We start from the raw sequence: 18473 nt of genomic DNA, 5'->3' as shown, positions 1-18473 counted from the left end.
ACTGCCGCTAGCTGGGCCAGCTTCGGTGTTTGCGGAGGGGTAGGGACTGAACGAACTTTTCCTAAGAAAATTAGCTTACCAATAGCTTGCTCATTTCAACGGCTGGCTGTACTTTTACCCCCATCAAAACTCCCTAGCTGATGAACGAGCGCATTCAGGAAAAGCTAAGTATCTTAGCCGATGCCGCCAAGTACGACGTATCGTGCAGCAGCAGCGGCGGCAAGCGCAAAAACGAGCAGAAAGGCCTGGGCAACGCCGAGGGCATGGGCATCTGCCACAGCTTTACCGAGGACGGCCGCTGCGTGAGCCTGCTGAAAATTCTGCTCACCAACCACTGCATTTTTGACTGCGCCTACTGCGTGTCGCGCCGCTCGAACGACGTGAAGCGCGCCGCCTTCACGGTGGAGGAAGTCGTGGACCTCACCATCAACTTCTACCGCCGCAATTACATCGAAGGGTTGTTTTTGAGCAGCGGCATCTTCAGCTCGCCCGATTATACCATGGAGCGCCTAGTGCGCATCGTGAAAAAGCTGCGCACCGAGCACAATTTCAATGGCTACATCCACGTCAAAACCATTCCGGGCGCGTCGGAGGAGCTGATTGCCGAGGCTGGCCTCTACGCCGACCGCTTGAGCGTGAACATTGAGCTGCCCTCGGAGCTGGCCTTGCAAAACCTGGCGCCCGAGAAGAATTACGCCGAGATTCTGACACCGATGGCTCAGATTCGGGACGGCATTATTCAGAATAAAGAAGAGAAGGCGCTTTTCAAGAAAGTGCCCCAGTTTGCTACCGCCGGCCAAAGCACGCAGCTCATCATCGGGGCTTCGGATGAGAATGATTTGCAAATCATTAAGCTCTCCGATTCGCTTTACCAAGGCTACGGCCTTAAGCGGGTGTACTACTCGGGCTACGTGCCCATCACCGACGACGCCCGCCTGCCGCAGGTGACGCAGCCGCCGCTGGTGCGCGAGCACCGCCTCTACCAAACCGACTGGCTGATGCGCTTCTACGGCTTCGAGGCCGATGAAATTCTCGACCCCGCGCACCCGTACCTCGACCTTGAAATTGACCCCAAGCTGGCCTGGGCCCTGCGCAACCGCCACCTCTTCCCTATTGATGTGAACACGGCCGACCGGGCCCTGATTTTACGGATTCCGGGGGTAGGGGCGCGCTCGGCCGAGCGCATTATTCAGGCCCGGCGCTTCACCTCGCTCACCAAGGAACACCTGCACCAGTTTGGGGTGGTGATGAAGCGCGCGAAGCACTTCCTCACGGCCCGCGGCATGGCGCCGGCTGCTTTGGGCGAGCTTGACGAACAGACCGTGCGCCGCCAGATTTTATTTGGTGGCAAGGCGGTGCGCTCGGCCTTGGTAACGCAGCAGCTCGATTTGTTTGCCCAAGTGGGCTAGTGCATTACCTAAGTCATCGATTAGTAGTGGGGTAGGGCCCCCGGACGAGCCAGAAAGTGAGCACCTTTGCCGAAAATACCTTCTTTTTTCGACTATGAACATCCTGCTTTTTGCCGCCTTCGCCCTGGGCCTTACCAGTTGCTTGAGTACTTCGCCCGACACCTGCCAATCTACCGCGCTTACCCCCGTATTGAGCGCCACGGGTCCTAAAACAATTGCTGTGAATCAGCCGGCTACGTTCACACTGAGCTACGAAATTCAGAATGGCTGCGGCACCTTCGCCGGGTTGCAAGAGCAGGCCAATACGGATACGCGCCTGGTGGGCGTCAATATCAAGTACGACGGCTGCAACTGCCCCCAAACCGTGACGCCCGCCCAGACGACCTACACGTTTCAGCCCACCACTGCCGGCACGTACTATGTGCGGTTTGTGGGTAGTACTGGTTACCTAATCGACACGCTAGTAGCGAAGTAGCTGCTGGTGCTCAGCCTGCCCCGCCGCGCTGGCGGCGGGGATAACCTGGTTTGTTTTTGCCATGAAAATCACCCACCGCGCAGGAGCCGACGCGTCAGCCCCGCTCCTCCTTACCCCCCTCACGCAGCTGCTCGATGCTGCTGGCTCCACCAAAGCACCACGCCTGTCGTGCTGCTGCCGCCTCTCCGAGCTGCTGCCCCTCGTGCGCCAGCTACACGATGCCGCCCGCGCCGCGCAATTGGCCACCGAGGCCAAGCCCGGTGTGGCCGCCTAAGCTAGGGTGTAACAACGGGGACGCCCGGCTACGTACTGCGTGGCATGGACCTTACCCTGGAACACCACGATGTACGCACCAACGGCTTGCGGCTGCACGTGGTGCAGTGCGGTCCGGCCGATGGCCCGCTAGTACTACTGTTGCACGGATTTCCCGAATATTGGGAAACCTGGCACAAACAGCTGCCGGCGCTGGTGGCGGCTGGCTACCGCGTGTGGGCACCCGACCAGCGCGGCTACAACCTCAGCGACAAGCCCCGCGGCATTCGCAACTACACCATTCCAGTATTGGCAGCCGACGTTATCGAGCTTATTGATGCAGCCGGTCGCCAGCAGGCGCACATCATCAGCCACGACTGGGGGGCCATTGTGAGTTGGTATTTGGCGGCGCAATACCCGGAGCGTTTGGCCAGCACTACCATCATCAACGTGCCGCACCCGGCGGCCGAGGCGCGCAACCTGTGGCGCGTGCCCACCCAGATGCTGCATAGTTGGTACATGGTATTTTTTCAGCTGCCGTGGCTACCCGAGCAGTGGTTTAAGCGGCGTAACTGGTGGGTGGCCCGCCGGTTATTGGCCGGCACCGCTCACCCCGGCACCTTCCGCCCCGAGGAGGTAGAGCGTTACGTGGCGGCCTGGGCGCAGCCCAGGGCCATCACTTCCATGATAAACTGGTACCGAGGCTTGCGCTACTCGGGCCGCCTGCAATGGCCGCGCATCAAGGGGCCGCTGCAAGTTATTTGGGGCAAAAAAGACATTTTTCTAAAAGCGCGCATGGCCGAACTCAGCATGCAGCAGTGCGACAACGGCCAACTGCACTTCTTCCCCGAAGCTACGCACTGGGTGCATTTAGAAGAGCCTAAAGCCGTGAATGACTTGCTGCTGAAGTTCATGGCCGCGTCGCCGCCCGCTACCACATAATTCTACCAACCCCGCCCGCTTGAGCCGCCTTACCCCCCTTCGCCGCCCCGAGGCCAGCCAGGCCGTGGGCCCCGCTACCCCGCGCCCGCCCGCCCCGGAGCTACGCAACCCACCCGCCGACTATACCTACGATGGCAGCTTTGAGGGGCTACTTACGGTACTATTCCGCATCTACGACCGCCGCTCGGCGCCCAATAGCATTCAGCCCGAAGGCGCGGCGCAGGGGGGGCTTTTTGCCCAAGCCGTGGCCATTGATACGGACGAAGCCCTGGCTGCTCGCACCTGGGATGGCTTGCTGCGCTTCATGCCTGAGGAGGCGCGGGCACGCCTCTACCACGTTTTTTTGAGCGAGGATGCGGAGCGCGAATTGCTTATTTTTCGCTATGCAGACGCGGCCTTGCGCGCCGGCCGCGACATCTCGACCAACTACGCCGACGCCACTGTGCGCCGGGGGCAGCGCTTGGCGCAGCAGCTCTTTCGCGAGAAGCACCGCATGGAAGCTTTTGTGCGCTTCGAGAAGGCGCAGGATGGCTTGTTCCACGCAACCATCGAGCCCGATATGGATGTGCTGCCGCTCATTGCCAGCCACTTCACCAAGCGCTATGCCGACCAGCGCTGGCTGATTTTTGATAAGAAACGGCGTTACGGCTTGTTCTACGACCTCACGCGTACCGACATCGTGGAGTTTGCCGAGGCCGGCGCGGCCCCGCGCCGCGGCGAAGTGTCGGCCACAGTGCTCGACGAACGCGAACCGCTGTTTAAGCTGCTTTGGCAGGCGTATTTCGACCACGTCAACATCCCTGAGCGCAAGAATATCAAGCTCCACCAGCGCCAAATGCCCAAGCGCTACTGGAAATACTTGAGCGAAAAGCAGCCTCGCGAACGTCGCTTTGAACCCATTAAAAACAAGCGTTCGCCCACGGCTGGGCCCACGTTGCCAGCCTTAGGGCCAGGCAACGAGCACTTGTAAGGGGGTAGGGCGCACTAACTTGCGGCCAAAACACGCGAAAATTCTCATGGGTAGCATACTCGTTTTTGGGGCCTCGGGCCAGCTTGGGCAGTGCTTGGCGCACGTAGCGAAGGAAAGAAATACGGCCGATATGGTCTTCCCGCCTGAAGCGCAGGCAAACATTCTCAACCCACAGGGCCTCAAAGAGCTGTTTGAGCAGTACCGCCCGGCTTATGCCATCAATTGCGCTGCTTACACGGCCGTGGATAAGGCCGAAGACGAGGTAGAGCTGGCGCGCAAAGTCAACCGCGACGGCGTCGAAAACCTGGCCCGGCTGTGCGGCGAGTACGGCACCACGCTCATCCAGATTTCGACCGATTTTGTGTTTGCCGGTACCGGCAACACCCCATTGGTTGAAACCGACGAGGCCGCGCCCATCAGTATCTATGGCCTCACCAAGCTAGAGGGCGAGCAGGTGATTGCGCCGCACACGGCTAAGTTTTTTACGCTACGTACCAGCTGGTTGTACTCTGAATACGCTAACAATTTCGTGAAAACGATGCTCAAGCTGGGGCGCGAGCGCGACGAGCTGCGCGTTATCTGGGACCAGGTGGGCACGCCCACTTATGCCATCGACTTGGCGGGCTGTATCCTCACCATCATCGAAACGCAGAACCAGCAATACGGTATCTATCACTATAGCAACGAGGGGCTTACGTCGTGGTACGACTTCGCCACGGCTATCTTCGAGCTGAGCCAGACGACGGTGAAGACTACCCCCATCCGCACGGCCGAGTACCCGACTAAAGCCACGCGCCCGGCTTTTTCGGTGATGGACAAAACCAAAGCCAAGACGCAGCTGGGCGTGGCCATTCCGCACTGGCGCACCAGCTTACAAACCTGCCTATCGCGGCTGGGGTAGGGCGCTGTTACTGCCTTGCCTTAGCGCTGTTCAGCGCTCAAGCGGCCGCGCTGGTGGCAAGCCGCGAAGGCTTTTGGCGGCACATTAGCCAGGTTGGTCGATGTTTGTAGGATGAAGTAATTAGATATTGTGCTTGTTTTCAATAAGTTAATTAAAAGGCTGGGAATTAATGATATTGGGCTTGGCACAGGGCTTGCCTTGGAAAGGTCAGACGCGTCGCTCTTCTTTCCTCACTTTTCTTACCTGCCCTTTCTCATGAAAACTTCCCTCTTTTCGTTTGTCGCCGCCCTGGTACTGTTCGCTACTACTGCTGCCTCGGCCGCTCCTTCCTTCGACCACGACCGTGATTTACGCCGCATGTCGCCCCGCGAGCGGGCTCGGTACGAAAGATTTGAGCGCGAACGGGCTCGCCAACTGGCCCAGCAGCGCGCCCGTTGGGAAGCGCAGCACCGCCACGACCGCGGCCCCGTGTATGGCCGCCGCTAGATAATCAGCGCGCTTAAAGTGTTGCAGCCCCAAATTTCATGTGAAGTTTGGGGCTGCTTCGTTTTTGTTGCCCAGCCAGCCGCGACTGCCAGGTAGTAAGCTGGCCGCGGGCTAGTACCGCTTGGTAGTCCAGTGAACAAGCTGCCCCAAGAAAGGCGACGGCTGGTCTGCGAAAAACCCCAGCAACTCGGCGGTAGTGGCAAAACCATCGGCTTGCGCGAGGGCTAGTACCTCGGTTGGGCCAAGTAGGCGGCCGTCAACGCGCAGGCTAGTAGCGGTTAGCTCAACATTTTGGATGCTTAAGATGGGCAGTGGCGGCCAGAACTCGTACTGGTCGGGTTGCCGGGCTCGGGCGCAGAACTGCGCCACGTCTCCTGCCTGCCACCGGTAGCCCGCGCGAATGGTGTGGATTTTATGGCCCGCCACGATAGCCGGAATAAATGCTTCGTTGAAACCAAGAACCATAGGATGCTGCTCTCTAAACGAACGGAGGGGGTAGGGCCAGCTATAAAACTACCGCCCATACGAGCGGTGGAGCACCAGCGCCAAGGCTACAAATACACCACCAATGGTGCACACGCCCGGCCAACCGTAGTGCATCCAAGCCAAGCCCCCGACTACCGAGCCAATGGAGCCGCCTGTGAAATAACCCGTCATATACACCGTATTAAGGCGGCTGCGAGCTTCAGGGCGCAGCGAGAAAACCAGCGTTTGGTTGGAAATGTGCGCGGCTTGCACGCCCACATCAAGTAGGATAACGCCCGCTACCAGCCCCACCAAATAACCGCCGCTCAGCCCCAGCACCATGTAGGCTCCCAGCGCCATAATAATGCCGAGCGTAATGGCGTAGCGCGGCCCCCGCGTGTCGGCGGTTTTGCCGGCTAGCGGCGCGGCAAGGGCTCCTACAGCGCCTACCAGCCCAAAAAAGCCCGCTACATCGCTGCCGTAATGGTAGGCAGGGCTCTCTAAGTAGAAAGCCAGGGTAGTCCAGAACACGCTGAACGCGGCAAAAATGCTGGCCCCTACCAGCGCCGAGCGCCGTAGCGGTGCTAGCTCGCGGGTAAGCGTAAACAGCGACTGCATGAGCGAGGCATACGTGCCCTGGAAAGCCGGCTGGTCGGTGGGCAGGCGCCAGGCCAGCAGAGCAGCCAGGGCTATCATCAGCCCGGCCGCGCCTTCAAATACCATGCGCCAGCCCAGGTGCGCGCCCACGTAGCCGCTCACCGTGCGCGACAGCAAAATGCCGATGAGCAAGCCGCTCATCACGCGCCCCACAATGCGGCCCCGGTCGGCCTCGGGGGCCAAGTGTGCCGCCATGGGCAGCAGCAATTGCGGCACCGCCGAGCAAATGCCGATGAGCACGCTAGCTGCCGCCAGCAGCCCAAAAGTGGGGGCCAGCGCAGCCGCCGCCAGGCAGCCGGCGGCGCCTAGCAGCATCCACAGCATCAGGCGCTTGCGCTCTAGCTTGTCGCCAAGCGGCACCACCAGCAGCATGCCCAGTGTGTAGCCCACCTGGGTAGCGGTAGCAATGAGGCTGGCGTGGCTATCGGAAACACGAAACGTGCGGCCAATGGCGGCCAGCAGCGGTTGGTTATAATAAATATTGGCTACCACCAGCCCGCAGGTGAGGGCCATCAGCCAAACCAGCGCAGCATCGAGGCGGGGTAGGGCAGCGACCCGGCTGGCGGTTGGGGTAGGGGTTAGTACTTCGGACATGGGTAGTGAAACCACCGACGGCCCGCGAAGGTTGCCGGCGGCGCAACTCCTGCTGTTCGCCCGCGTTCAACCACGCTATGAGCCGAGGATTTGTTAAGGAAGATGACGCGCAGACGCCGCCCATAGTGCCCCCGCGAGCCGCCCTACCCCCCGGCACGCCCAACTACGTAACGCCCAGCGGCCTGGCCCAACTGCGTGCCGAGCTAGCACAGCTCGAAGCCGAGCGAACGCAGGCCGAAACCAACCGCGACAACGATACCGACCGCACCCACCGCTTGTCGCTGCTGCACGGCCGGCTGGCCCTGCTCACCGAGCGCTTGGGCAGCGCCCGCGTGGTGGAGCCCAGCACGCAGCCGCCCACCGAAGTGCGCTTCGGCGCCACCGTCACGCTGCGCACGGTGAGCGGGGGTAGGGTGGGACTGGTGCGCACCTTCACTATTGTGGGCGTCGATGAAGCTGGCGTAGCAGCCGGCAAAGTCGGCTTCGTGGCGCCCTTAGCCCGGGCTATTACTGGCGCGCGGGTGGGCCAAAAAGTTACGCTTCACCTCGGGCCGCAAGCGGAAATAGTGGAAGTGGTAAGCATCGTGTATAGCTGATTAACCAGCGAGTTGCCAGTAAGCTAATCCCTTAGCAGACCGGTAGCTTCTTGTAGGCGCCCGGCGTCACGCCTTCGTGCTTTTTGAACAGTGCCTGGAAATACGACAAGTTATTAAAGCCCGCCCGCAGGCACACCTCAGCCACGTTGGCCAGTGGGTGGCGCAGCAGGCGCTTGGCCTCAGCCAGTCGCTCGCGCACGATGTATTCAACCGGCGTAAGGCCAAACTCCCGCTTGAACACCCGGAAAAACGTGGCTTTGCTCATGCAGGCTACAGCGCTCAGCTTCTCAACTGATAGCTGCTCGGTGAGGTGCTGCTTGATATACTGCACAACCGCCGCAAAGCGGTGGCTAGTGAGGTGCCGCGCGTAGTCCTGAAAGATGAGCTGCCGCGCCTGCGTCTGCATCAAGCGCACCAATAGCTCTTGCAGGGTGAAGCCAGCAAGTACTTCCTTGGCCGCATTGGGCGAGCACGACACAGCCAGCAGGCGCTCCAGCGTGCTAGTTAGCTCGGGAGTATTGGTAAGGTGCGCGTACTCGGGGCCGGCCAGTGCCCAAGGCTGGTGAGCTTCGGCGCGGGGGTAGCGTTCGTTCAGCAAATCAAGGGTATGGCGAATGGTTTCGGGGGCAATGGCCACTGCCAAGCACTGCGTAGGCTGGCCGCTAGCCGCATCCGGAAAGTCAATCTCCATTAGCTCATCCTGCCCTACTACTACCGACTCGCCAGGTAAATAATCAAAGGCCGGTCGGCCGGGCAGGTGCATCACTTTCCTACCCCTTAGCATGGTGGTGAGGGCCAGGCCGCCCAACCGTAGGGGCACCAAGTGGGCCGCTTGATGCGTCTCAAAAACATTCAACTCAAAGGATTCTAGGGCAAAAACCGTACGGTTTTCAACCAGCGTATGCAGCCGCTCGACAGCAAGCGGTGCTACAGCAGCAGGTAGGTGAACGCGGGTGGGCATGGGAGAGAATAAGGAGTTGCACGAAAAAAGCAAGCACAAGCAATGCGTTAGCTCTAATTCAGCAGTCTCGACTACTTTGAGTGAGTGATGGCTTACTAACGCAAGATGCGACAATTTCCGCATTCTTTGCGAGAATACCACAACCGGCCAGGCAATTTGCAGGGCCAACTTTGCTTTGTTCCTCAACCAGTTAAAATTCCCACCCATCATGGTCGAAACCCTCGAAAAAGCGACTACCGTAGTAGCTCGCCCACAGTTTAAATCGCACTACGACAACTTTATCGGTGGCAAGTGGGTCGCCCCGGTCAAAGGCCAGTACTTCGACAACCCGTCGCCCATCGACGGCAAGGCGTTCTGTAAAGTGGCCCGCAGCAGCAAGGAGGATATTGAGCTGGCGCTCGATGCGGCCCACGAAGCTTTCAAAAGTTGGAGCAAAACTTCTGCGGCTACCCGTAGCGGTGTATTGCTCAAAATCGCCGACATTATAGAGGCCAACTTGCCCTACCTGGCGGCCGTAGAAACGGTAGAAAACGGCAAGGCCATCCGCGAAACCATGGCGGCCGACTTGCCGCTGTGCATCGACCATTTCCGTTACTTCGCCGGCGTTATCCGGGCCGAAGAGGGCTCGGCTACCGAGTTGAACGAGAGTACCTTGTCGCTTGTCATTCAGGAGCCGCTAGGCGTTATCGGCCAGATTATTCCCTGGAACTTCCCACTGCTGATGGCGACCTGGAAAATAGCGCCTGCCCTAGCCGCCGGCTGCTGCTGCGTGGTGAAGCCCGCCGAGCAAACCCCAGCTAGCATCATGGTGCTCATGGAGTTGATTCAGGACGTGGTGCCTGCTGGCGTGCTCAACGTAGTGAACGGTTTTGGCCTGGAAGCCGGCAAACCGCTGGCCAGCAACAAGCGCGTGCAGAAAGTATCCTTCACGGGCGAGACGACTACCGGCCGCCTTATTCTGCAATACGCCGCCGAAAACATCATTCCCGTGACGATGGAACTGGGGGGCAAGTCGCCCAACATCTTCTGCAAGAGCGTGATGGACCACGACGACGACTTCCTCGATAAGTGCATCGAAGGCGCCGTGATGTTTGCGCTCAACCAGGGTGAAATTTGCACCTGCCCCTCGCGCCTGCTGGTGCACGAAGACATCTACGACGAGTTTATTGCCCGCGTCATCGCCCGCGTGAAGGCCATCAAGCTCGGCAACCCGATGGATACCGACACCATGATGGGCGCCCAGGCCTCGAACGACCAGTTTGAGAAAATCCTGAGCTACCTCGAAATCGGCAAAGCTGAAGGCGCTGAAGTGCTGGTGGGCGGCGAGGCCTACCACCAGGAAGACGGCGCACTCGCCGAAGGCTACTACATTCAGCCTACCATCTTCCGGGGCCACAACAAGATGCGGATTTTTCAGGAGGAAATCTTCGGTCCGGTCTTGTCCGTAACCACTTTTAAAGACAACGCCGAAGCCATTGAGCTGGCGAACGACACGCTTTATGGCCTCGGCGCTGGCCTCTGGAGCCGCGATGCGCACGAGCTGTACACGATGCCGCGCGCCATTCAGGCCGGCCGCGTGTGGGTAAATTGCTACCACGACTACCCTGCCGGCGCGCCCTTCGGCGGCTACAAGGCGTCGGGTTTTGGCCGCGAAAACCACAAGATGATGCTCAGCCACTACCGCCAGACCAAAAACATGCTCATCAGCTATAGCCAGCAGAAACTGGGTTTCTTCTAGGCTTATAGTAGGGAGCTAGTTATCCGTACAAGAACGTCATGCTGAGCAAAGCGAAGCATCTCTACCGGGTGTAAACCAATCGCTTAACGATGCGGTAGAGATGCTCCACTTCGTTCCGTATGACGCTCTTTCTTATGTCGCCATCTCTTAAAAGCCATTCCATGCCTACCCCCCGCGTCCTTTCTACCCCAGCGGCCGAAGCTACCATCGACCTGCTGCGCGACGAGCACGGCCCGCTCATGTTTCACCAAAGCGGCGGCTGCTGCGATGGTTCATCGCCGATGTGCTTTACCCAAGGCGAGTTTCGAGTGGGCGGTAATGATGTGTGGCTGGGCCGCGTGCATGGCTGCGACTTCTTCATGAGTACCAGCCAGTTCGAGTATTGGCAGCACACCCAGCTCACCATTGATGTGACGAAGGGTAGGGGCGCCAGCTTTTCATTGGAAATTCCACTCGGGGTGCGGTTTCTGATTCGCTCGCGTCTCTTCACGGAGGAAGAAGCCAAGGACATGGCCCCCATTTTTGCGGGCGATGAGTACCCGGTAGAAGTGCAGTAAGCCTGGCGCTAAAAGCGGGGGTAGGGCACTAAAAACGCCCGTTCTGTTTCACGCATGAAGCAGAGCGGGCGTTTTTATTGGTAGTTATTTCCTCGGGTACCTCTAAGTACCTAGCTCGGGCGGCGTCTCAGCTTTTCGCTTCTGCTCTTCGGTTGCCTCGTCGTTTTTCTTCTCTTCCGATGGCCCTTCGGGCGGCGTATTTGCCTCCTGCGAGCCGTGGGCCGCGTGGCCGTGTTCCTCCGGCTTGTAGTTGGCTTCCATTTCGGCGAGCTTCTTTTTGCCGTAAGCTAATTTGGTGATATTCAAGAATAACACTGGCACGGCGAAGATGGCCAAAAAGGTAGCGGCCAGCATACCGCCCGTCACGGTCCAGCCGATGGTTTGGCGCGACACGGCTCCCGCACCCGACGCAAAAGCGAGGGGTAGGACACCTAGGATAAAGGCCAACGACGTCATAATAATGGGGCGCAAACGTAGCGTCACGGCCTCCATCGTGGCATCTAGCACGGGCATACCCCAATCCACGCGCTCCTTGGCAAACTCCACAATCAGAATGGCATTTTTCGCCGCCAAGCCGATGAGGGTAATCATGCCGATTTGGGCATACACGTTATTGGTAAGCTTGGGCACCAGCGTGAGGGCCACAATGGCCCCGAAAATGCCCAGCGGCACCGCCAACAGCACCGAAAATGGCACCGACCAGCTTTCGTAAAGTGCCGCCAACAGCAGGAAAACGAACAAAATCGACAACCCGAAGATGACAACTGTGCTGTTGCCCGAGCTGATTTCCTCACGGCTCAAACCCGAAAAGTCGTAGCCGTAGTCGGCCGGTAGGGTCTGGGCGGCTACTTCTTTCAGCGCCTCAATGGCCTGGCCCGAACTGTAGCCCGGCTTGGCGTCGCCGTTGATTTCGACTGAGCGAAACAGGTTGTAGTGCGAAATCAGCGGCGCGTTCTCCACCAGTTTGTAGGTAACAAGCGAACTGAGTGGCACCTGCCCGCCCGCCTGATTAGCCACGTAGAACGAGTTGAGCGCCGTAATATCTTGGCGGTAACTGGTATCGGCCTGGGCCACGACGCGGAAATTGCGCCCGTATTTGGTGAAGTCGTTAATGTAAGTACTGCCCAGGTACGTCGACATGGCGCTGAAAACGCTGGTGAGCGGCACGCCGAGTTTCTTGGCTTGGTCACGGTTTACGGTGAGCTGATAGCCAGGTGTTTTAGCAGTGAAGAAGGTGTAGGCGCTCCCGATTTCGGGCCGCTGGTTGGCGGCGCCCACAAATTTGTTGACTGTAGCCTCGAAGGCCTTAATGTCGGGCGAACTCTCGCGCTGCTCCAGCATAAAGCTGAAGCCACCCGTGTTGCCCAGGCCCGGAATGGCAGGCGGCGGCACTACCACAATATTCGCGCCTTTGATCGCCGAAAATTCCTTTTGCAGTTGGGCAATCACACCGAAAAGCTGCTGCGAAGCTTCCTTGCGGTCGTCCCAGGGCTTCATTTGCAAGAACATGGTGGCGCTGCTCGACTTAAACGAGAAGTTGAGGGCATTCAAGCCGCTGATGCCTACCATGTTCTGAATAGCCGGCACCTTGGCTTTGATAATCTGCGCCATTTGCGCCAGCGTCGCTTGCGTGCGAACGCCGGATGCGCCCTGCGGCAGCTCGACGGCCACAAACAACCGGCCTTCGTCTTCGGTAGGTATAAAGCCCGAAGCCTTGGTGCGGAACAGCGCAAACGTGCCGCCGTACACACCTAGCAATAAAATACCCACGAGTGGCGCGAAGCGCAAAGCCCGGCGCACGCCGTTGGCGTATGATTTGGTGACGCGTTCAAACCACTGGTTGAACTTGTAAAACAGCTTGTTGAGGCCTTTTGAGTCGGCTGTTTGCTCGGTAGGGCGCAGCATCAGCGAGGTAAGCGCCGGCGTGAGCGAAAGCGCGATAAACGCCGACAGCACCACCGAGATGGCGATGGTAACGGCAAACTGCTGGTACAACTTGCCCACAATGCCCGGAATGAAGCCCACCGGCACGAACACCGCCGCCAAAATGAGCGCAATGGCAATAACCGGCGCCGTGATGTCCTTCATGGCCTTTTCGGTGGCCTCGCGCGCCGATATTTTTTCGGTGTCGATGTAGTGCTGCACGGCTTCTACCACCACGATGGCGTCATCAACCACAATGCCGATGGCTAGCACAAAGCCAAAGAGCGTCAAGGTGTTGATGGTAAAGCCCAGCGGGATGAACAGGATGAACGTGCCCACAATGGCCACCGGCACTGCCAACACCGGAATGAGCGTGGCCCGCCAGCTTTGCAAAAACACGAATACTACCACTGTCACGAGCAGCAGGGCCACGAGCAGCGTTTCTACTACCTCGTGAATGGACACCTGCACCACCGTCACGGACTCGAACGGCACACTATAGGCGATATCGGGCGGAAACTTGGCCTGTAGCTGTTTCATGGCCGCATACACGCCTTCGGCCGTTTCGAGGGCGTTGCCGCCGGGTACCTGGTTCACGAGCAAAATCGTGCACGGATTGCTGTTCACAAAGGACGTCTGCGAGTACGCGAAGCTGCCGAGCTGCACGCGGGCCACGTCCTTGAGGTATACGACGGAGCCATTCCCGGGCTTCGTGCGCACGATGATGTTCTCAAACTCCGGCACCGTGGTCAGGCGGCCATTCACAAAGAGCGAATACTCAAAGGCTTGCGAGCCCGTCTGCGGGGCCGAGCCGATGGAGCCGGCTGCCACCTGCACGTTTTGCTCGCGTAGGGCCTGCGTCACGTCGTCAGAGCTCAGGCCGAGTTGCGCTAGGCGGTCGGGCTTGAGCCACACACGCATCGAAAAGTCCTGGCCAATGCTCTGCACGTCGCCTACCCCCTTCACCCGCAGCAAGGCATCGCGTACGTAGATGTTGGTGTAGTTATCTAAGAACTTGACGTCGTGTGTTTTCTTGGGCGAGTATAGCGCCACTACCAGCAGAATGGTCGGGTTCCGTTTCTTCACCGTGAGGCCCAGGCGCTTCACCTCATCGGGGAGTTGGGGCTGGGCCACGCTTACGCGGTTTTGCACGTCGAGCGTCGCGATATCGACATTGGTGCCGATTTCAAACGTCACGTTAGACGAGATGCGGCCGTCGCTTGTCGCGTTCGACGATAGGTAGGCCATGCCCGGCGTGCCGTTCACCTGCGTCTCGATGGGCGTAAGCACGGTTTGCTCCACCGTGAGGGCGTCAGCCCCGGTGTAGCTGCCCGATATCTGCACCACGGGCGGCGAAATATCAGGATACTGGCTGATAGGTAGACTCTTGAGCGACAAAACGCCCAGTAGCACCAGCACTATCGACACGACGATGGCCGTGACCGGCCTGCGTATAAAAACGTCAGATATCATTCAGGATAGAAAATAAATGCTTTGTGAGCAGTTAGTTAAATAATGCCCGTCATGCTGAGCGCAGCGGAGCCGAAGCATCTTGGCTAGTGAACTAACTCCTATCGTCAGCAACGAAGCGGCCAAGATGCTTCGGCTCCGCTGCGCTCAGCATGACGGGCGTTTTTGAGGCTATTTCCCGCCTCCGGCTGGTGCGGCCGCCGCACCCTGCGCGCCCGCCGGCTTGCTCGGGTCGCCGGCTTGAATCTTCGACCCCTCGTGCAGATTCTGCACCCCGTCGCTCACGATGGTTTCACCGGCTTTTAGGCCTTGGCGCACCACTATTTTGTCTTTTACTTTGGTGCCAGTCAGTACTTTGCGCTGCGATACTTTGCTGCTGTCGCCCACTACATACACGTAGAATTCGCCCATCTGCTCGGTCACGGCGCGGGCCGGGATAACGAGCTGCTCGCCAGTATCTTGGTTGAGCACGCGCAGACTGGTGTTCATACCCGCTTTCAGGGTACGCTGAGGGTTAGGAAATTGTACCCGCACGCGCAGGGTACCCGTCTGCGGGTCCACGGCGCGGTCGATGGTTACTATTTTGCCGGGTAGCTTATAGGTTTTGCCACCAGGTACTTGCAGCGTAAAAATAGAATCCTGCCGCACGCCTTTGGCCTGCTGAAGCCTGGCGAAGCGGGCAATATCCTGCTCGCCGATATTGACATCCACCGCAATCGGGTCTTCGGCCGACACTGTATTAATGAGCGTTTGGTCCTGGCTCACCAGCGCCCCAAGCTTCACCTGTGCGATGCCAATAGTGCCCGTTAGCGGCGCCGTGATAACCGAGTGGCGCACGTCCAAATTCACGCTTCGCAGCGAAGCCTGGGCCGCCGCAATCTGCGACTGCGCATTGGCCACATCGGCTTTCGAAATGTCAACTTGCTGAAGGGCAATGGCATCTTGCTCGGCCAAGCGGCGGTAGCGCTCGGCATCTTTAGCCACCCGCACGTAGTTGGTGCGGGTTACTTGCAACTGGGCACGGGCCTGGTCGGCGGCAGCGGCGTAGCGCGTGCGGTCGATGGCGTAGAGCTTCTGGCCTCTGGTTACCTTCTGGCCGTCTTGCACGTAAATGTCAGTGAGGTAGCCGGTTACTTCAGCCAGCAGCTGTACTTCATTTAGCGGCACCACGGTGGCGGGGTACGAGTCAGAGCTTACTACTTGCTCGGCTTGCACCTTGTATATGGCCACGGGCGTGGCGGGCGGCGGCCCGGCTTGCTGGGCTGCGTCTTTCTTGCCGCAGGCGGCCAGCAGCCCCGCCAGCAGTAGGGCTGGGGCGGCCTGGCAAACGGTTGTCAACGTAAAATGTCTCACTGATTGAACGTAATATTGCCCAGGGCGCGCTGTACATCTAGCTTGCTAGACAGCACGTTAAACAAAGCATTGTAGTAAGTAAGCTGCGCCGTACGCAGGTCGGCCTCGGCCACCGTCAGCTCCAGAAAAGTCTTGATGCCCTCGCGATACTGGAGATTAATGACGCGGTACACTTCTTTGGCATCGGTCAGGTTGAGTTGCAAGGCATTGAGCTGAGCCAGTGCGCCTTTGTACACGCCCAGCGCCTGGTCGTACTCGGTGGTAATCTGGTTCTTGGTATTAAATAAATCGAGGTCGAGTCGGTCGTCCTGCAAACGGGCGATTTTCAGGTTTTGAATCCGCCTTAAGCCCGTGAAGAGGGGTAGGGCAAACTGCGCCCCCGCCTGCTGGTTGGGATATACCGTTTTGTAGAGCTCCGAAAACTCGTTGTTTTGGTACACCCGGTTGTAGTTGTAAAAGCTTGATAACGTAGGTAAGAAGCCGTAGCGGTAGTAGTCGATGGTGATGCCCTGCAAGCGCTTCTGCGTCTGGAGTTGCTGAATTTCGATGCGGCGCTCGGGCACTAGTTGCTCGGTGGTGTCGAGCTGGGTTTCGCGCACCATTTGCAGGGTGTCGTACTGTAAAATCAGCGGCTTATCGGGGCCGAGGCCCATAAGCTGCTTCAGGTTTGAGTACAGGCCGGGCAGCGAGGCCGCCGTGTTGCGGCGCTGGGCGTAGGCGTTGCGCGCCGACACGGTAGCCCGCAAGTAGTCGGTTTTATCGACCACGCCCGCATCGAGCCGGGCCTTCGAGTCCTTCACCTGCCGCTCCTGGCGCTGAATGTCCTCGTCCAGAATTTTGAGTTGTTCCTCGGTTAGCAGAATGTTGTAAAACGCTTTGCTAACGTTCGTTACCACGTCAATCTTGTTGGCCGTAGTCGTCTGCTGGTATACCAGCCGGGTAGGCTTCACCGAGCGCGCCGCCCGTAGCACGTCGTTGCTGAACAGCAGTTGGCTAGCCGCTACCCCGAGCGTCGAAGTATTGGCCAGGCCAATGCGAATGACCTGCTGCGGCCCGCTGGGGTTGGTGAGGTCAGGGAACACCGTGGTTTGAAGCTGAATATTGCGGGTGTAGATGCCCGTGCCATTTATCTGCGGCAGCCAGGCCGACAGCCCGATGCGGATATTGCGCTCGCCAATCTGCTCGTCGAGCTGCGACTGCCGCACCAGCGGCTGGTTGCGAAGCGCAAAGTCGATGCACTGCGGCAGCGAGGCCGTGCTCGGTATCGGCTGCGAAGCCGGTGCGCCCGGTGCTTGCGCCTGGGCCGGTGTGGCCAACCAGCCACTGGCCAGTACCACAAAAAAACCGGCCAGCCAGCACCGGAATTTTCGGTGCCGGACCAGCCGGTGAGGGTAATAAACTATAGATTTACTCAACATCGCTAGCGCTTACAAAGCCGACCCCTGTGGGGATTCGAAGCTTAGTAAGCCGCCAGCGAAGCAAATGTTTAGTAGAAGCTCACTACTTCTTCACTTGTACGGGCAGGTCTTCGAGCTGGGCATAGCTGAGTTTCCAGTTGCCATCGCCGCCTTTCTTCCACAAAAACAAGAAGTTACCTTCGCCAATTCCGGCGTTTGGCTCGGTAGTAGTAGGCAGTACATCGACCGAGAAGGTACCTGCTTCATAAGCCGTGTTGCTATCGGTGCCGGTGCTTACAACGCTGGTTTTTAAGTTGGAAATGCTGTTGATGGTGGGCGTTACCCACTTATTGGTTATTTCATCTTTGCCGCTGAAGTGGGTTTCGCCTTGCAAAAACTGCGCATCATCGGCGAGCATCGAAGCGGCTTTAGACGCATTTTTGCTGTTCCAGGCACTGATAAACTGTTGGTTGAGTTCCGAAACGCTGGCGTTGCTGGTGTTGTCAGTGTTGGCTGAATTGCCAGCCGCGGCCGAATTACCGTTATTGCCGGAGCACGAAGTCAGGAGCACCGCCGCGCAAAAGAAAGGCAGGTAGAATTTCATAAAACAGGTGTTGGAAAGAAAGCTAGGGAGAGCTAAAAGTACGAAAAACCCAGGCCAACGGACCTGGGTTTTCGATGTAAAATACAATAAAGGGTACTACCAGCTTTTGCGACGAACCTCCGAAGCCGGGTAGGCCGTGCCGCTAGCTCCAAACTGGTTGTTTGGCAAATAGCCAGCAGCTACGATAGCTGGCGGAGGGGTAGCCGCGAAGCCTTGGGCTGCTCCGGCACTAGCGGCAACTAGCGTAGTAGCACCCGCTACGCGGGCAATGCTACCGGGGCTGCTGGCTACCGATTGGCGCTCGGTGGCGGCGCGCTCGGCGGCAGCAGTGCGCTCGGCAGCGGCGGCACGAGCATTAGCGGCAGCAATGCGCTGGTTGGCGGCGGCGCGTTCGGCAGCTAAGGCAGCCGCTTTTTTGCGCTTGTTGTCGGTGTGCTTGCCAATAGCGTAGCCTACCCCGGCGCCGGCCACGCCCCCAATGGCGCCGCCTACTACCCGGTTGCGCTTATTGATGAGCGCTCCACCCAAGATGCCGGCAGCCCCGCCGATGGCAGCGCCTTTGCCTTGGGGGCTCCAGCCCTTGCGCTGCTGGGCCTGGGCCTGATAACCAGAGAACATACTGAACAACAGTACGGGGAGGAGGAATAACCAACTAGTGCGTTTCATGGGAAGGGCGAGTGAAGTAATAGAGAAATAGGCTGAGCCTTACGGGGTGTTGGCAAG

Annotated in this window: 18 protein-coding genes; 10 read left to right on the top strand and 8 right to left on the bottom strand. The window is 58.8% G+C overall.

What is annotated here, in order from left to right; all coding sequences use genetic code 11:
- Nucleotides 1-140: 140 nt before the first annotated feature.
- From GO988_RS16630 to GO988_RS16600, 7 genes are all read left to right on the top strand, one after another.
- Nucleotides 141-1409, top strand: coding sequence for a putative DNA modification/repair radical SAM protein (locus tag GO988_RS16630; RefSeq protein WP_157567612.1), 1269 nt, complete (start codon nucleotides 141-143; stop codon nucleotides 1407-1409).
- A gap of 94 nt (nucleotides 1410-1503) precedes the next feature.
- Nucleotides 1504-1884 (top strand): hypothetical protein, encoded by a 381-nt coding sequence (locus GO988_RS16625; protein ID WP_157567610.1) that lies wholly within the window; start codon nucleotides 1504-1506, stop codon nucleotides 1882-1884.
- Between the two features lie 61 nt (nucleotides 1885-1945).
- Nucleotides 1946-2158 (top strand): hypothetical protein, encoded by a 213-nt coding sequence (locus GO988_RS16620; protein ID WP_157567608.1) that lies wholly within the window; start codon nucleotides 1946-1948, stop codon nucleotides 2156-2158.
- 44 nt (nucleotides 2159-2202) lie between these two features.
- Nucleotides 2203-3078: an alpha/beta fold hydrolase gene (locus tag GO988_RS16615; protein ID WP_157567606.1), complete on the top strand. Its 876-nt coding sequence runs from the start codon at nucleotides 2203-2205 to the stop codon at nucleotides 3076-3078.
- A gap of 19 nt (nucleotides 3079-3097) precedes the next feature.
- Nucleotides 3098-4048, top strand: coding sequence for a TIGR03915 family putative DNA repair protein (locus GO988_RS16610; protein WP_157567604.1), 951 nt, complete (start codon nucleotides 3098-3100; stop codon nucleotides 4046-4048).
- Nucleotides 4049-4094: 46 nt separating this feature from the next.
- Nucleotides 4095-4949, top strand: a complete 855-nt coding sequence (rfbD, locus tag GO988_RS16605) for a dTDP-4-dehydrorhamnose reductase (RefSeq protein ID WP_157567602.1) — start codon at nucleotides 4095-4097, stop codon at nucleotides 4947-4949.
- 255 nt (nucleotides 4950-5204) lie between these two features.
- On the top strand, nucleotides 5205-5435 hold the full coding sequence (locus GO988_RS16600; protein ID WP_157567600.1) for a hypothetical protein: 231 nt from the start codon (nucleotides 5205-5207) through the stop codon (nucleotides 5433-5435).
- A 111-nt stretch (nucleotides 5436-5546) separates the two neighbouring features.
- Here GO988_RS16600 and GO988_RS16595 read toward each other — a convergent pair whose 3' ends face one another.
- Nucleotides 5547-5900, bottom strand: a complete 354-nt coding sequence (locus tag GO988_RS16595; protein WP_157567598.1) for a hypothetical protein — start codon at nucleotides 5898-5900, stop codon at nucleotides 5547-5549.
- Between the two features lie 48 nt (nucleotides 5901-5948).
- The gene (locus tag GO988_RS16590; RefSeq protein WP_157567596.1) at nucleotides 5949-7151 is read right to left on the bottom strand and encodes an MFS transporter; all 1203 of its coding nucleotides are present in this window, start codon (nucleotides 7149-7151) and stop codon (nucleotides 5949-5951) included.
- Between the two features lie 77 nt (nucleotides 7152-7228).
- On the opposite strand from GO988_RS16590, the gene GO988_RS16585 reads away from it, so the two are divergent.
- Nucleotides 7229-7747: a GreA/GreB family elongation factor gene (locus GO988_RS16585; protein ID WP_157567594.1), complete on the top strand. Its 519-nt coding sequence runs from the start codon at nucleotides 7229-7231 to the stop codon at nucleotides 7745-7747.
- A 31-nt stretch (nucleotides 7748-7778) separates the two neighbouring features.
- On the opposite strand, the gene GO988_RS16580 is transcribed toward GO988_RS16585, so the two are convergent.
- Complete coding sequence (locus GO988_RS16580) at nucleotides 7779-8708, bottom strand: AraC family transcriptional regulator (protein WP_157567591.1); 930 nt, start codon at nucleotides 8706-8708, stop codon at nucleotides 7779-7781.
- 208 nt (nucleotides 8709-8916) lie between these two features.
- Between GO988_RS16580 and GO988_RS16575 the strand changes: the two genes are divergently transcribed.
- Complete coding sequence (locus GO988_RS16575) at nucleotides 8917-10446, top strand: aldehyde dehydrogenase family protein (protein WP_157567589.1); 1530 nt, start codon at nucleotides 8917-8919, stop codon at nucleotides 10444-10446.
- A 134-nt stretch (nucleotides 10447-10580) separates the two neighbouring features.
- Nucleotides 10581-11003 (top strand): DUF779 domain-containing protein, encoded by a 423-nt coding sequence (locus GO988_RS16570; protein WP_157567587.1) that lies wholly within the window; start codon nucleotides 10581-10583, stop codon nucleotides 11001-11003.
- 102 nt (nucleotides 11004-11105) lie between these two features.
- On the opposite strand, the gene GO988_RS16565 is transcribed toward GO988_RS16570, so the two are convergent.
- The 5 genes from GO988_RS16565 to GO988_RS16545 all read right to left on the bottom strand — a co-directional run bounded on the left by GO988_RS16565 (nucleotide 11106) and on the right by GO988_RS16545 (nucleotide 18368).
- Complete coding sequence (locus GO988_RS16565; RefSeq protein ID WP_157567585.1) at nucleotides 11106-14399, bottom strand: efflux RND transporter permease subunit; 3294 nt, start codon at nucleotides 14397-14399, stop codon at nucleotides 11106-11108.
- Between the two features lie 168 nt (nucleotides 14400-14567).
- The gene (locus tag GO988_RS16560; protein ID WP_157567583.1) at nucleotides 14568-15734 is read right to left on the bottom strand and encodes an efflux RND transporter periplasmic adaptor subunit; all 1167 of its coding nucleotides are present in this window, start codon (nucleotides 15732-15734) and stop codon (nucleotides 14568-14570) included.
- A gap of 11 nt (nucleotides 15735-15745) precedes the next feature.
- Nucleotides 15746-17086 (bottom strand): TolC family protein, encoded by a 1341-nt coding sequence (locus GO988_RS16555; RefSeq protein ID WP_198172845.1) that lies wholly within the window; start codon nucleotides 17084-17086, stop codon nucleotides 15746-15748.
- 163 nt (nucleotides 17087-17249) lie between these two features.
- The gene (locus GO988_RS16550; RefSeq protein WP_157567579.1) at nucleotides 17250-17750 is read right to left on the bottom strand and encodes a YybH family protein; all 501 of its coding nucleotides are present in this window, start codon (nucleotides 17748-17750) and stop codon (nucleotides 17250-17252) included.
- A gap of 96 nt (nucleotides 17751-17846) precedes the next feature.
- Nucleotides 17847-18368: a YMGG-like glycine zipper-containing protein gene (locus tag GO988_RS16545; protein ID WP_232341569.1), complete on the bottom strand. Its 522-nt coding sequence runs from the start codon at nucleotides 18366-18368 to the stop codon at nucleotides 17847-17849.
- Nucleotides 18369-18473 lie beyond the last annotated feature (105 nt).

The sequence above is a fragment of the Hymenobacter ginkgonis genome, assembly GCF_009755225.1.
GTDB lineage: Bacteria > Bacteroidota > Bacteroidia > Cytophagales > Hymenobacteraceae > Hymenobacter > Hymenobacter ginkgonis.
The sequence above is the reverse complement of the archived record's forward strand: the minus strand, read 5'-3'. Positions and strand labels throughout refer to the sequence as shown.

Coding starts and splice junctions, on each gene's coding strand:
- GO988_RS16630 (WP_157567612.1), top strand. CDS start 141: ATGAACGAGCGCATTCAGGAAAAGCTAAGTATCTTAGCCGATGCCGCC.
- GO988_RS16625 (WP_157567610.1), top strand. CDS start 1,504: ATGAACATCCTGCTTTTTGCCGCCTTCGCCCTGGGCCTTACCAGTTGC.
- GO988_RS16620 (WP_157567608.1), top strand. CDS start 1,946: ATGAAAATCACCCACCGCGCAGGAGCCGACGCGTCAGCCCCGCTCCTC.
- GO988_RS16615 (WP_157567606.1), top strand. CDS start 2,203: ATGGACCTTACCCTGGAACACCACGATGTACGCACCAACGGCTTGCGG.
- rfbD (WP_157567602.1), top strand. CDS start 4,095: ATGGGTAGCATACTCGTTTTTGGGGCCTCGGGCCAGCTTGGGCAGTGC.
- GO988_RS16600 (WP_157567600.1), top strand. CDS start 5,205: ATGAAAACTTCCCTCTTTTCGTTTGTCGCCGCCCTGGTACTGTTCGCT.
- GO988_RS16595 (WP_157567598.1), bottom strand. CDS start 5,900: ATGGTTCTTGGTTTCAACGAAGCATTTATTCCGGCTATCGTGGCGGGC.
- GO988_RS16590 (WP_157567596.1), bottom strand. CDS start 7,151: ATGTCCGAAGTACTAACCCCTACCCCAACCGCCAGCCGGGTCGCTGCC.
- GO988_RS16585 (WP_157567594.1), top strand. CDS start 7,229: ATGAGCCGAGGATTTGTTAAGGAAGATGACGCGCAGACGCCGCCCATA.
- GO988_RS16580 (WP_157567591.1), bottom strand. CDS start 8,708: ATGCCCACCCGCGTTCACCTACCTGCTGCTGTAGCACCGCTTGCTGTC.
- GO988_RS16575 (WP_157567589.1), top strand. CDS start 8,917: ATGGTCGAAACCCTCGAAAAAGCGACTACCGTAGTAGCTCGCCCACAG.
- GO988_RS16570 (WP_157567587.1), top strand. CDS start 10,581: ATGTCGCCATCTCTTAAAAGCCATTCCATGCCTACCCCCCGCGTCCTT.
- GO988_RS16565 (WP_157567585.1), bottom strand. CDS start 14,399: ATGATATCTGACGTTTTTATACGCAGGCCGGTCACGGCCATCGTCGTG.
- GO988_RS16550 (WP_157567579.1), bottom strand. CDS start 17,750: ATGAAATTCTACCTGCCTTTCTTTTGCGCGGCGGTGCTCCTGACTTCG.
- GO988_RS16545 (WP_232341569.1), bottom strand. CDS start 18,368: ATGTTCTCTGGTTATCAGGCCCAGGCCCAGCAGCGCAAGGGCTGGAGC.